The following is a 12,125-nucleotide window of genomic DNA, read 5'->3' on the forward strand; positions in this document are numbered from 1 at the left end:
CGGGGCCGCGGGGCGTGCCGTGCGGCGGGGCGGTGCCCCGCCGCACGGCGGTGGTACGCGGCCTGGGCGCTAGCTCTCGCCCGCGGCCTGCTCGGCGCGCTCCAGCGCGTCGGCGAGGCGGTCGTTGGCCTCGTCGTAGGCCGTGAAGTCGCCCTCCTGGAGGGCGTCCTGCCCCTCCTGGTAGGCGTCCGCGGCCTCGGCCAGCGCGTCGGCGAGGTCGCCGCCCGCGGCATCGCCGCCGGCGTCGCCCTCGTTCTCGGCGGGCGGCTGGTCACCCGATTCGTCGAGCGGGCCCTCACCCCCCGCGAAGAGGTTGTTCAGCGCCTCTTGGAGGTTGCCGCCGATGGCGACCTCCTCGCCGAACCCGACCATGACCTGCTGGAGCAGCGGATAGGAGCTGTCGCTCCCCTCGGCCTGCACGTAGAGGGGCTCCACGTACAGCAGGCCGTCGGCGAACGGCAGCGTCAGCAGGTTGCCATTGATGATCCGCGACTGGTCGTTCTGCTGCAGGGGCAGGAGGACGTCGCGGATATTGCTGTCGGCCTGGAACTGCGACTGCACCTGGCCCGGCCCCAGGACAACCGTGTCCTGCGGCAGGTTGAGCACCCGCAACTGGCCGTAGTTGTCGGAGGTCGGATCGCTGTCGACCGCCATGAACGCCGCCAGGTTCTCCCGCTCCCGCGGCACGAAGGTCGAGGTCACGGAGAAGGATGCCCGGTCGTCGCCGGGGAACCGGATCGTCTGCCGGTACGGCGGCTCGGGGCGGGCGCCCTCGCCCTCCTCGCTCGTGGGGTCGTTGGGAACGGTCCAGAAGTCCTGGCCGCCGTAGAAGGCGTCGGCGTCGGTGATGTGGTAGCGGCTCAGGATCTCCCGCTGCACCTTCACCAGGTCGTCCGGGTAGCGCAGGTGGGACAGCAGCTCGGCGTCGATCTCATCGCGCTCGGTGATGATCCCGGGGAACGCCTTGGACCACGTCTGGAGGACGGGGTCCTCCTCGTCCCACCCGTACAGGGTGACCGTGCCGTCGTAGGCGTCAACGGTGGCCTTGACCGAGTTGCGGATGTAGTTGACCTGGTTGCCCGGCAGCGAGTCGACCGTGTTGTTGCCCTGGGTGAACGTGTCCTCAGTGGCGTCGGCGAAGTCGATGCGGTTGGCGTAGGGGTAGCCGTTGGTGGTCGTGTAGGCGTCGACGATCCACTGGACCTTGCCGTCGACGATGGCCGGGTAGGGCCTGCTGTCGGTGGTGAGGAACGGGGCCACCTGCTCGACGCGCTGGACGGGGTCGCGATCGTAGATGATCTGCGACTCCGACGTGATGGCGTTGTTGAGCAGGATGTCCATCTCTTGGTACTTGATGGCGTAGAGGATGCGGTCGAAGAAGCTGCTGAGCCGCACCCCGCCGTCGCCGTCGTAGTGGTTGGTCTGCTGCCCCGTGCTGTTCGCGTCGCCCTCGCCGGCCTCGGCGCCGGCTCCGGGGCTCGCCTCGGGGTCGGGACTCTGCTCGGCGTCGGCGTCGGCTTCGGCGCTCTGGTCCCCACTGGCCGGGGGGTTGGCGTTGTCGGCCTCGGGCGAGGCGGAGGGGGTCGGGTCGGCTGCGTCCTCGGTGGTGGGAACGTCCTCCGTGGAGCCCCCGAGCGGGAAGTCGTACTCGGGCTCCGCGTTGACGATCACGTATTCGGCGCCCTCGCGGCCGAAGTAGATCCGCGGCTCGTACTCGCCGGTGACCTCCGACAGCTCGCCGGTGGGCGGGATGTTGTACTCGGTGAAGACCGGCCGGCCCTCGGTGTCGACCTGGTTGCCGGCCGCCGCGACGATGCCGAACCCGTGCGTGTACACGGTGTGCCGGGTCAGCCAGTTGTTCTGGTCCTCGGGCGGTCCGCTCAGTTCGCGAACCGCGACGACGGTGTCGACGTTGTTGCCCTCGGGGTCCTGGTACCGGTCGACGTCCAGCACATCGGGGAACTGGTAGAAGCCGCGGACCTGCTGCATCTGCTGGAAGGTCTGGGAGACCACGGAGGGGTCGAGCAGCCGGACGCTGGGGATGGTCGCGGCCTCCTCCGCCAGCTGCTCGGGGGTGAGCTGGGTCTGGGCGTCGTAGTCGACGACCTCGACATCGGCGACGTCGTATGCCTCGCGCGTCGCCTCGATGTTGCGCTGGATGAACGGGCGCTCGACGCGCTGCTCGTTCGGGCTCACCTGGAACTGCTGGACGATCAGCGGCCAGAGCCCGCCGATCAGGACCGACGACAGCACCAGGAGCGCGAGGCTGGCGAACGGCACCATGGCGTTCTTGAAGTAGATGTTGGCGAAGAACAGCGCCGCGCAGACGACCGAGATCATCGCGAGGATGATCTTGGCGTAGAGGACGGCGTTGACATCGGTGTAGGCGGCGCCGAACGCGTAGCCGCGGTTGGAGAACACCAGGCCGTACTGGTCGAGCCAGTAGGCCGCGGCCTTCAGCAGCACGAACCCGCCGAGCAGCACCGACAGGTGCACCCGCGCCGCGGGGGTGGCGCGCTGGCCCTGGCCCTGGAGGCGCACACCGCCGTAGAGGTAGTGCACGACCAGCGCGGCGATGAACGCCAGGATCACGGCCGCGAACAGGTAGCCCAGCACCACCCGCAGGAACGGGTAGACGAAGGTGTAGAAGGAGACGTCGGTGCCGAACTGCGGGTCCTCGACTCCGAACTCGGTGGAGTTGGCGAACTGGAGGAAGACGCCCCAGTCACCGCTGGCCGACACTCCGGTCAGCAGCCCGAGCCCGGCCACGATCAGCCAGAAGAAGAGCTTGCGGTGCGGGTCGATCGACATCCGGTACCGGTCGAGGCCCTGCTGCTCCAGGCTCACGGGCCGGGCCAGCGGCCGGGTCCGGAAGGCGAAGTACATGCTCGCCCCGACCATGAGCGCCATGACGATCGCGCCGGAGACGAACAGCAGCGCCCGCGTCCGCAGTTCGGTCAGGAAGACCGAGGTATAGCCGACGGAGTCGAACCACTTGTAGTCGGTCCAGAAGTTCGCGGCCAGCCACAGCCCCACGAAGATGACGGCGACGACCAAGACGACTGGCGCGAGCAGCCGTGATCGACGAGGCATACGCGGCGCGGACGCGCCGGGCGGTCGGAAGCTCACGCCTCCCCCTCGCTCTAGCTAATTGTGAGACGGGTGTCCCCTTACGTACGGGCAACTTATTGGCCGTGCGGCAGGTTCCCGAATCTCCGCGCCGAACCGATGACAACATCACATCGGCTGGGACTCGGGCCTGTTACGACGGCCCGCGTCAGCCTGTTGTGTTCCGACCCTACTCGCCGGATACCGCGCCGCCGCCCCGGGCATCCGTCACCATGGTGGGGTGTCTTTCAACATTCGCGAAGTCGTGATGGATATCGAGCGCCATGCCTCCGGGCAGGGCTGGGATCAGCCGATCCGGGTCTACGCCCTGGTCCCGACCGCCGACCTGGTCGGCCGGGAGCCCGCGCTGGCCGAGATGCTCGGGGTGAGCGGGCAGGTCGGCGCCGATGAGCTGACCCCTGTGGAGCAGGAGCCGCTGCCCTCGGACATGGCCGTGGAGGAGGCGCTGGGGCGCATGGCCTGGCCCGAGACCGTCGCCGGATGCGCCCTGGTCATGGAGCGGCTGGTGGTCAAGGGGTCCGATGAGACCCTGACCCCGCCGGGCGACGCCGATCCGGGCGAATGGGCCCGGCGGCAGGACGGTGCCGAGGAGATCCGGATGGTCGCGGGGGTGCTGCGCGACGGCGGCCGCCATTCGGCGCTGCGGATGCGCAGCCACGACAGCGACGAGCAGGTGCTGCACGGGGAGGACCTGGTGCCCGCGCTCACCTCGGCGCTGGCGCTCACCTTCGAGGAGGAGTGACCCGCTGCGGGGCCGGCCCGCGCCGCTGCCGCGGCGGGGCCGCGCGCCCGTGGGCGTGGCCGGGTCAGCCCTGCTCGCAGCGGGGCAGGTCCGCCGGGGCGCCGCCGCCGCGGATCGCCTCCAGGGCGCCGACCGCGTCCTCCAGCCGCTCGACCCGCACGACCTCGATGTCGCCCGCGGCGGCGGAGTCGAAGGTCTGCGAGCAGCTGTCGGCCGCGACGAAGAAGTACTCCGCCCCCAGCCGCTCGGCGCTCACCATCTTCTGGGCGACGCCGCTGACCCCGCCCACGGTGCCGTCGGCGGCGATCGTCCCGGTGCCGGCGATCTCGTGGCCGCCGGTCAGGCTCTCCTCGGAGAGCCGGTCCATGATGCCCAGCGCGAACATCATCCCGGCGCTGGGGCCGCCGACGTCCCCGACACTGATCTCGACGTCGAAGGGGAACAGCAGGTCGTCGGCGACCATGATCCCGACGATCGCGGTGCCGTCGTCGCTCTCGGTGGTGGTCAGCGCGGCCTCGACGGCCTCGCCGTCGCGGTCGACCGTGATCTCGACCGGGTCGCCGGGGGCGCGGTCGGCGACGAGCCGGACCGCCTCGTCCTTGCCGCCGACCGGCTCGCCGTCGACGGCGGTGACGACGTCGCCCTCGCGCAGCTCCCCTTCGGCGGGCATCCCCTCGGCGACCCCGGCGACGAACGCCTCGGTGTCGTAGTCGACGCCCAGCTCGGTGAGCGCCGCCGCCGTGGCGTTGGTCTGGGAGTCGTCCATCTCCAGGGTCTGGGTCTCGCTGATCTCCTCGACGCTGCGGTCGGGCGGGAACAGCGCCTCCTCGGGCAGCACCGCCTGGCTCGGCGACAGCCATGCGCTGAGGACCGTGAACAGGTCCATGCGGACCCCGGGCCCGCCGGTGTACTGGACGGTGACCATGGACAGGCCGCCGTCGTGCGCGTAGCTGTCGGCGCCGTCGACCTGGATCACCGGTTCGCCGTCGGCCTCGCCGAGCGTGTCGAGCGCGAGCCCGGGCGAGGCCACGAGGTAGGGCACCGGCAGGTACAGCCCGCCCACCGCGAAGGCGGCCAGCAGGACGACCGCGGCGATCAGGGTGCTTGCGCGACGGAGCATGGACCACAGCCTAAAGGGACCGCGGCGTCCGGTCACCCGGGTCCCCGGCCCGGCGCCGCTAGTCGATTCCGACCCATTCGGTGCCGCCGTCGGTGAACGACTGGTGCTTCCAGATGGGGACCTCGGCCTTGATGTCGTCGATGAGCCGGCGGCAGGCGTCGAACGCCTCCTCGCGGTGTGCGGCCGAGGCGGCCACGGCGACGGCGATGTCGCCGATCTCCAGGTCGCCGACGCGGTGCAGCGCGGCGACGCGCCACACCGGGCGGCCGTCGCGCGAGGTGTCGGCGACGATCTTCTCCATGACGCGGCGCATGTCGGCCTCGGCCCGGGGGTGGGCGGAGTACGAAAGGGCGGTGACGCCGCGGCCGTGGTCGTGGTCGCGGACGGTGCCGACGAAGAACGCGGTACCGCCCGCCCGGGGGTCGTCGACGGCGGAGACGACGTCGTCGATGGCGAGCGGGGTGGCGCGCAGTCCTACCAGGGTGATGGGATCCACAGGCACGACGTTACCAACGCCTACCCCCTCGGTGCCCCAGTGCCTTCCCTCTCGTCCCGGTTCATCCGGAACCGGCCACCGGCGACGCGTGCGATCGGCCCCGGCGGACTCCCGTCCGCCCCTGGTCACGCGGTCGCCGGGCCCGGTTCAGCCCTTCCGGCGCTTGCGCAGGTGCCGCACCGCCGCCGCGGTGCCGATCGCGGCGACGGCGGCGCCCGCGGCCCCGGCGGCGGTGATGGTCGCCTCCTTGCGGCCCAGGGTGCGTCCGACCAGCGCGTGCTTTCCGCTGCGGGCGTCCAGCAGGGCGTGCAGCGCCGCGGCGTTGTCGTACGCGGGGCGCCAGCCGGCGTCGCGCAGGGTCGCGCAGTCCACGACGCAGGGGTAGACGAGGAACTTGAGCTCCTCCGCGGAGGCCGGGGTGATGCCCGCTCTGTGCAACCGCCGCGTGGTACCGAACGCCAGGTTCGCGGGCAGCTCGAAGCGGCGCAGGCCGGCGATCTCCTCCGCCTCCGCCTGCCCGAGCGCTCCGTCGCAGCCGACGGCGAGCGCGCCCTCCTTGCCGTCCACACCCTCGACCGCGATGAACTCCAGGGCGCTCGCCAGGTCCTCGACGTGGCAGAACTGCCACTCCTGCTCGACGCCCTTCACGCTGAGCAGCCGGGGGGCGGCGAAATGACGGGTGAGCGCGGAATCGAGGCCGGGGCCGACCAGGGGCGCCGGGCGTACGACGGTGACCGAGAGCCCCGGGTGGCCGCGGCGGGCGCGGCGCACGAGGTCCTCGATCTCCGCGTGGTCGCCGGCGATCCCCGGACCCGCCTCCTCCACCAGGGGGGCGTCCTCGGGGAGGGGGACGGCGGCACCGGGGTGGGCGCCGTAGACCGTCGTGCCCGTGACCACGACGACACGGGGGACGCGAGCGGCCGCGGCGGCCGTCAGCACGGTCTGCGCGGCCCGGACGTTGGCCGCCCGCCGCTCCTTGGCGGGGGTCTCCAGCGACCGGTCGTCGGCGGTGTGCACGAGGACGTCGACCCCGTCGAGCCGCCCGGCGAGGCGGGGATCGCGGACATCGGTGATACGCCAGGTGGCGCCCTCGATGTCGCCGCGTTCGGTGTCGATCGCGACCGGCTTTGCGGCCTTCCCGGAACCCGAGGCCGTGAGCAGGCGTTCCACCAGCAGGCGGCCGATACCGGAGGATGCTCCGGTGACGGCGACCACCGGCCCTCCCCCGCGGGGGCTGTGCTGTGGGCGAACCTGGTCGTTTTCGGTATTCACTCCGGGCGGCTCCCAGCTAACGTGACAGTGGAGACAAACCTAATCCTGCCTGAGGTCTAATCGTGAGCGACCTGCCTTTTGGTTTCAGCATGCCGAACGATCCGGACGACGAGTCCGGGCGCCGATCCGGCGATTCCGGTTCCGGTTCCGGCTCCGGCCACGGCGGCCCAGGCGGTGGTGGTCCGGACATGAACATGCCGGGCGGCTTCCCGTTCGGCGATCCGCAACAGATGGCCCATATGCTCCGCCAATTCGCCGACATGATGTCGGCGCAGCCCCCCGCCGCGTCGGGACAGGGCGGCGGAGGCGGCCCCGTCAACTGGGATGTGGCGAAGAACATCGCCCGGCACACGGTGTCGCAGGGCGGCGATCCCAGCGTCGGCCCCCTCGACTTCGCCAAGGTCCAGGAGGCGCTGCGCCTGGCCGACCTGTGGCTCAACGAGGTCACCACGCTGCCCTCGGGGGTCAACACCGTCGAGGCGTGGAGCCGGTCGGAGTGGGTCGAGCGCACCATGCCGACCTGGTCCCGCCTGTGCGACCCTCTGACCTCCCGCATCGTCGAGTCGATGGGCCAGAACCTCCCCGATGAGATGCAGTCGGTCGCCGGGCCGCTGCTGGGCATGGTGCAGCAGATGGGCGGCATGCTGGTCGGCCAGCAGGCCGGGCAGGCCATCGGCGAGCTGGCCCGCGAGGTGATCGGTTCGACCGACGTCGGCCTGCCGCTGGCGGGCGAGGGGCGCGCGGCCCTGCTGCCGCCCGGCGTCGAGAAGTTCGGCGAGGGCCTGGAGATCCCCAAGGACGAGGTCCGCCTGTACCTCGCGGCGCGCGAGGTCGCGCTGCACCGGCTCTACGGGCACGTGCCGTGGCTGCGCTCGCACCTCTTCAGTTTGGTCGAGGAGTACGCGCACGGCATGTCGTTCGACATGAGCGGGCTTGAGGAGAAGCTCGGCGGGATCGACATGTCCAACCCCGAGGCACTCCAGGAGGCGCTGTCCGGGACCGACGGCGAGGGCCTGTTCCAGCCCGAGGACACCCCGCAGCAGAAGGCCTCGCTGGCCCGCCTGGAGACCACGCTCGCGCTGATCGAGGGCTGGGTGTCGGTGGTCGTCGACGCCGCGGTCGCCGACCGCCTTCCGCACGCGGCCGCGCTGGCCGAGGCCACCCGGCGGCGGCGGGCCACGGGCGGGCCGGCCGAGCACACCTTCGCCACGCTGGTCGGCCTGGAGCTGCGGCCGCGCCGGCAGCGCGAGGCCGCGGTGCTGTGGCGGGGGCTGCTGGACGCGCGCGGGGTCGAGGGCCGCGACGCCGTCTGGGAACACCCCGACCTCATGCCGTCCGGCGACGATCTCGACGACCCCGACGCGTTCGTCCGCGGAGAAGGGGGCGACGCGGCCGCCGACCTCGACATCTCCCAGTTCACCGGCGAGTCCGGTGCGCCGTCGGAGGCCGACGGCGGTGCGGCCGAGGGCCGCGAGGGCGGCGCAGAGGGTGACGACGGCGACGACACCCCCGAGTCCGGCCACGGCGGCACCGGCCCCAAGGGCGGCGCGTGAGCCTGCACGACGACGCGCGCGCCGTCCTCACATCCTGGGCCGCGCCCGACCCCCGGCAAGACGAGCTGCGCCGCTCCTACCTCCACCACCTCGACACCCATCCCGACGCCATGTGGCGGGACTGCCGCCCCGGGCACCTGACCGCCAGCACCGCGATCATCGACGCGTCAGGCCACCACGTGGTGCTCGTCCTGCACCGCCTCATGGGCATGTGGCTCCAGACCGGCGGCCACTGCGAGGCCGGCGACGCCACGCTCGCCGCGGCCGCCCTGCGCGAAGCGGAGGAGGAGTCGGGCATCAGCGGGCTGCGGCTGCTGCCCGTTCCCGTGAGCCTGGACCGGCACGAAGTGCCGTGCGGGGGCGGCGACGGGAGCCTCCACCTCGACGTGCGGTTCGCGGCCATCGCCCCCGAGGGCGCCGCGCTGGTCCGCTCCGAAGCCGAATCCGACGACCTCCGCTGGTTTTCCGTCGATGCGGTCCCCGAGCCGACCGACGACGCCTGCCGAACGCTGGTCGGCGAGGCCGCCGCGGCGGTCCGCCGGGCCGGCTGAGTTCCCGGGGCGCGGCGCGGGACCGCGTCGCTCCCCGGGCTCCGAGCGGGGCCGGAGGCCCCGCTTCCGAACGCCCGGCACCGCCGGCGGCCTCCGCCGGTCAGGACGGACGCAGCGCGGTGAGCATCCGGGTGAGCGCGGCCACCGTGGCATCGAGGTCGGCAGGGTCGTCGGAGCGGGCGAGCCAGAGGGCGGCTTCGTTCATCGCGCCGGACAGCAGCCGCGCCAGCGGCTCCACGGGCTGGGGGGCGATGGCTCCGGTCTCGGCCATGGCGGTGAGCGCCTCGGTGAGGTGCCGCGCCGACGACTCCTCGTCCATCCGGCGCCACTCGTTCCACCCGAGGACGGCCGGGCCGTCGATGAGCATGATCCGCTGCACGTCCGGATCGGCCGCGGAGGCCAGGAACGCCCGGCACCCGGCCGTGAGCCGGTCCCAGGGGTCGGACTCCGCGTCGGCGGCGGCGGCGACCCGGGCGGCGACCTCCTGCTGGACGCGGGCGACGACCGCGGTGAAGAGCCCGGCCTTGCTCCCGAAGTGGTGGTAGAGCGCCCCCTTCGTCACGCCCGCGGCGCGGGTGATCTCGTCGAGGGGGACGGCCGCGTAGCCGTCGCGGGCGAACAGGCGCCCGGCCTCGGCGAGGAGGATCCGGGTGGTCGCCTCGCTCTGCCCGGCCTTGGTGCGCGGCCCTGGTGGCACGGTGACGTCCCCTCCCACAATTGACATACCGACGGTACGCATCTAGCGTACTCGGACATACCGTCAGTATGCGTTTTTTCTCGGAGGACGACCGCCATGACCCTGACCGGCTTCTACCCCGTCATCTGCACCGCCCGGCTGGCGGAGTCCGTGGAGTTCTACACCGCGCTCTTCGGCTTCGAGACCACGTTCTCCGCCGACTGGTACGTGAGCCTGCGCCGCACGGCACCGCCCCACCAGGAGCTGGCGCTGCTCGACCACACCCACCCGACCCTGCCCGCCGGATACCGGTCCCCGGCGGCCGGGCTGCTGCTGAACTTCGAGGTCGAGGACGTCGACGCGGAGTACGCGCGGCTCGTGGGCGCGGCGGGGCTGCGCCCGGAACTGGACCTGCGCAGCGAGGACTTCGGCCAGCGGCACTTCATCGTGGCCGACCCGAACGGCGTGCTGGTCGACGTGATCACGCCCATCGCGCCATCGGCGGAGTTCGCCGCCGGCTACGCGTCCTGACCCGGGGCGCACGCGCGGAGGCGGCGGAGCGCGGTCAGTCGCCGAGGACGTCGTCCTCTTCCTCCACCTCACCGCTGCCGCCGGCGTCGAGGCGCGGGGCGGCGCTCACGCCCTCCAGGTAGCCGCGGGCCCGCTCGGCCTTGGGGTAGCGGCGTACCATGTCCCAGAACTCCGCCCCGTGGTGCGGGATGACCAGGTGGACGAGCTCGTGGACGAGCACGTAGTCGACCACCCAGCCGGGCATGCCCGACAGCCGGCGCGACAGCCGGATGGAGCCGTTGTCGGGTGTGCAGGAGCCCCAGCGCGCCTGCTGGTTGTCGACCCAGCGGACGCTTTCGGGCAGCGCCCGGCCGTCGAGGTAGCGTTCGGCCAGTTCCCGCGCCCGTGCCTGGAGCGCGTCGTCGTCGCCCGGCCGGCGGCGTCCCTCGCGCGCGTCGAGCCGTTCCAGCATGCGGCCCACCCACCGCTGCTCTTCGGCGCGGGAGAACGATGCTGGCACGAGGACGACCGTCTTGTCTCCGTCTCGATAGGCGGACACCGTTCGCCGTCGACGAGGACTGCGGCGTACCTCGACTTTTGTGTTCGGAGGCACGAAATCACGTTAGCTCAGAGGCGCCGGGCGCCAAAGGGCCGCATTGCGGATTTTTACTCTATGAACTCCGCATTCGTCCCTTGAGCCGACCGAGGCGCCGACTCCGCGCCCCGCGTGATCGGCAGATGCGCACAGTGTGTCACCAAGATTCAACCGTGGCCGGATGCGGCCACTCCCATGGTGCCACTGCCCCCGTGTCCAGCGCCGGGACGGCACGCGGCGGGGCCGGCGCCCCCGGGAGGGTCACCGGCCCCGATCGGTCAGCGCGCCCGCGTCAACACAGGCGTGATACCCGCAGTGTCATGAGTTCCTGTTCGGCACGGCGACGCTCGCGCAGTTCGGCGCGGAGCTGGCGGGCCGACAGGCGGTGGCGCTGACGCTCGACCTTGCGGTCGACGGAGTCCTGCAACTGGATCAGTTCGAAGAGCAGCATCGGAGATCAGGTCCTTTTCACGAAGGTGTTCGGCGGCGTGGCGGAGGCGTCGTGGGCCGGGCGCTCAGGCCGCGACGGGCTCGGGGTTCTTCCGGGGCCGGCCGCGCGGGCGCTTGCGGGCGACGACCTGGCCGGCGACGAGCAGTTCGCCACCCCAGACGCCCCACGGCTCGCGCCGCTCAAGGGCGTCGGCGAGGCACTGCTCGCGGACGGGGCAGGCCAGGCAGACCGCCTTCGCGGCTTCGACGTCCGCCGGAGCCTCGGCGAAGAAGAGGTCGGGCTCCCAGCGGCACGGAACCTCGACGTCGCCGGGCAGAGGGGTCTCCAGGACCGACGCGAGCATCGGTGTCCTCCCTGATGTTTCGTCTTGAACGCGGTTGGCGACCGGATGTTCATCCGGTGGTGGGGCCCCGACATCAGACGTGTCCACCTGGCCGCCCTCGGTGAGGAAGGTGGTTGCGGTGGAGATCAAAATGGCCGCGGCCCCCTGTGTGGGGTCCGCGGCCACGGGAGAGACACCCGGCCGTTTTCGCTGCTAGGCCGGTACGCTCCGTGGACACGTGCCCACTGCGCCCTTGGGGCGCGGGGTTTCCGAATCGATCTGGACTTCCGTGTGGCCGGAATCGGCCGTGGTCTCGGACCACGCGTGGGCATACTTCGCCCCGCGACCGCTGCCGTTGGGTGCCTTGGTCTGCGGCACCACCCCGGCGGACGAACGGAGTCCGGAAGTGAGGACGCGACCGCCGACGACGGTGCCCCGGGACATGGCGATGAGCAGGCCTGGCTGCTCGATCAAGCCGGATTCGCTGATGTTGCCGATCATCTGACGGGACACCTCCTTCTATGGGCGGGCCGGCGGGATTGTGGTCCCGGGCCAGGCGCGGACGCTGATGGGTTAACCCTAGAGGCCGCCGATCGAAACCGGCAACTCATTTTTGACCTGCGTGTTTGGCCGAATCCGGCCGGAGCGCGCGGGGAATACCGGCGGCGGATCCGGACCGGGCCGGGACGCACCGGCCGGATTCGCGGG

Annotated in this window: 13 protein-coding genes; 4 read left to right on the plus strand and 9 right to left on the minus strand. The window is 71.9% G+C overall.

Translation table 11 applies throughout. The features are described from left to right. Positions 1-69: 69 nt before the first annotated feature. Positions 70-3,093: a UPF0182 family membrane protein gene (locus ACFO4E_RS01030; RefSeq protein ID WP_378570553.1), complete on the minus strand. Its 3,024-nt coding sequence runs from the start codon at positions 3,091-3,093 to the stop codon at positions 70-72. Positions 3,094-3,349: 256 nt separating this feature from the next. On the opposite strand from ACFO4E_RS01030, the gene ACFO4E_RS01035 reads away from it, so the two are divergent. Beyond that, positions 3,350-3,871: a PPA1309 family protein gene (locus ACFO4E_RS01035; protein ID WP_378570555.1), complete on the plus strand. Its 522-nt coding sequence runs from the start codon at positions 3,350-3,352 to the stop codon at positions 3,869-3,871. A 64-nt stretch (positions 3,872-3,935) separates the two neighbouring features. Here ACFO4E_RS01035 and ACFO4E_RS01040 read toward each other — a convergent pair whose 3' ends face one another. The 3 genes from ACFO4E_RS01040 to ACFO4E_RS01050 all read right to left on the minus strand — a co-directional run bounded on the left by ACFO4E_RS01040 (position 3,936) and on the right by ACFO4E_RS01050 (position 6,702). Then, entirely contained in the window at positions 3,936-4,991 is a 1,056-nt protein-coding gene (locus ACFO4E_RS01040; RefSeq protein ID WP_378570557.1) for a YlbL family protein, read from the minus strand. Between the two features lie 58 nt (positions 4,992-5,049). Beyond that, positions 5,050-5,487, minus strand: coding sequence for a molybdenum cofactor biosynthesis protein MoaE (locus tag ACFO4E_RS01045; RefSeq protein WP_378570559.1), 438 nt, complete (start codon positions 5,485-5,487; stop codon positions 5,050-5,052). 147 nt (positions 5,488-5,634) lie between these two features. After that, entirely contained in the window at positions 5,635-6,702 is a 1,068-nt protein-coding gene (locus ACFO4E_RS01050) for an NAD-dependent epimerase/dehydratase family protein (RefSeq protein WP_378570560.1), read from the minus strand. 146 nt (positions 6,703-6,848) lie between these two features. Here ACFO4E_RS01050 and ACFO4E_RS01055 point away from each other — a divergent pair, with 146 nt between their 5' ends. Next, positions 6,849-8,312: a zinc-dependent metalloprotease gene (locus ACFO4E_RS01055; RefSeq protein ID WP_378570562.1), complete on the plus strand. Its 1,464-nt coding sequence runs from the start codon at positions 6,849-6,851 to the stop codon at positions 8,310-8,312. Further along, positions 8,309-8,863 (plus strand): NUDIX domain-containing protein, encoded by a 555-nt coding sequence (locus tag ACFO4E_RS01060; protein ID WP_378570564.1) that lies wholly within the window; start codon positions 8,309-8,311, stop codon positions 8,861-8,863. The genes ACFO4E_RS01055 and ACFO4E_RS01060 overlap by 4 nt, the downstream gene beginning before the upstream one ends. A gap of 100 nt (positions 8,864-8,963) precedes the next feature. On the opposite strand, the gene ACFO4E_RS01065 is transcribed toward ACFO4E_RS01060, so the two are convergent. Further along, positions 8,964-9,587 (minus strand): TetR/AcrR family transcriptional regulator, encoded by a 624-nt coding sequence (locus ACFO4E_RS01065; RefSeq protein WP_378570566.1) that lies wholly within the window; start codon positions 9,585-9,587, stop codon positions 8,964-8,966. A gap of 69 nt (positions 9,588-9,656) precedes the next feature. On the opposite strand from ACFO4E_RS01065, the gene ACFO4E_RS01070 reads away from it, so the two are divergent. Continuing rightward, entirely contained in the window at positions 9,657-10,070 is a 414-nt protein-coding gene (locus tag ACFO4E_RS01070) for a VOC family protein (RefSeq protein ID WP_378570567.1), read from the plus strand. A 34-nt stretch (positions 10,071-10,104) separates the two neighbouring features. Here ACFO4E_RS01070 and ACFO4E_RS01075 read toward each other — a convergent pair whose 3' ends face one another. The 4 genes from ACFO4E_RS01075 to ACFO4E_RS01090 all read right to left on the minus strand — a co-directional run bounded on the left by ACFO4E_RS01075 (position 10,105) and on the right by ACFO4E_RS01090 (position 11,918). Further along, complete coding sequence (locus ACFO4E_RS01075; RefSeq protein ID WP_378570568.1) at positions 10,105-10,662, minus strand: M48 metallopeptidase family protein; 558 nt, start codon at positions 10,660-10,662, stop codon at positions 10,105-10,107. Between the two features lie 274 nt (positions 10,663-10,936). Further along, a complete protein-coding gene (locus tag ACFO4E_RS01080) occupies positions 10,937-11,095 on the minus strand; it encodes a hypothetical protein (RefSeq protein WP_378570570.1) in 159 nt (52 codons plus the stop codon). A 64-nt stretch (positions 11,096-11,159) separates the two neighbouring features. Next, a complete protein-coding gene (locus ACFO4E_RS01085) occupies positions 11,160-11,438 on the minus strand; it encodes a WhiB family transcriptional regulator (protein WP_378570572.1) in 279 nt (92 codons plus the stop codon). A 192-nt stretch (positions 11,439-11,630) separates the two neighbouring features. Further along, positions 11,631-11,918: a hypothetical protein gene (locus ACFO4E_RS01090; RefSeq protein ID WP_378570574.1), complete on the minus strand. Its 288-nt coding sequence runs from the start codon at positions 11,916-11,918 to the stop codon at positions 11,631-11,633. Positions 11,919-12,125: the final 207 nt, after the last annotated feature.

It is taken from the genome of Nocardiopsis mangrovi (assembly GCF_042653925.1).
GTDB classification, from domain to species: domain Bacteria; phylum Actinomycetota; class Actinomycetes; order Streptosporangiales; family Streptosporangiaceae; genus Nocardiopsis_B; species Nocardiopsis_B mangrovi.

Coding starts and splice junctions, on each gene's coding strand:
- ACFO4E_RS01030 (WP_378570553.1), bottom strand. CDS start 3,093: ATGCCTCGTCGATCACGGCTGCTCGCGCCAGTCGTCTTGGTCGTCGCC.
- ACFO4E_RS01040 (WP_378570557.1), bottom strand. CDS start 4,991: ATGCTCCGTCGCGCAAGCACCCTGATCGCCGCGGTCGTCCTGCTGGCC.
- ACFO4E_RS01055 (WP_378570562.1), top strand. CDS start 6,849: ATGCCGAACGATCCGGACGACGAGTCCGGGCGCCGATCCGGCGATTCC.
- ACFO4E_RS01065 (WP_378570566.1), bottom strand. CDS start 9,587: ATGTCAATTGTGGGAGGGGACGTCACCGTGCCACCAGGGCCGCGCACC.
- ACFO4E_RS01070 (WP_378570567.1), top strand. CDS start 9,657: ATGACCCTGACCGGCTTCTACCCCGTCATCTGCACCGCCCGGCTGGCG.
- ACFO4E_RS01080 (WP_378570570.1), bottom strand. CDS start 11,095: ATGCTGCTCTTCGAACTGATCCAGTTGCAGGACTCCGTCGACCGCAAG.
- ACFO4E_RS01085 (WP_378570572.1), bottom strand. CDS start 11,438: ATGCTCGCGTCGGTCCTGGAGACCCCTCTGCCCGGCGACGTCGAGGTT.
- ACFO4E_RS01090 (WP_378570574.1), bottom strand. CDS start 11,918: ATGATCGGCAACATCAGCGAATCCGGCTTGATCGAGCAGCCAGGCCTG.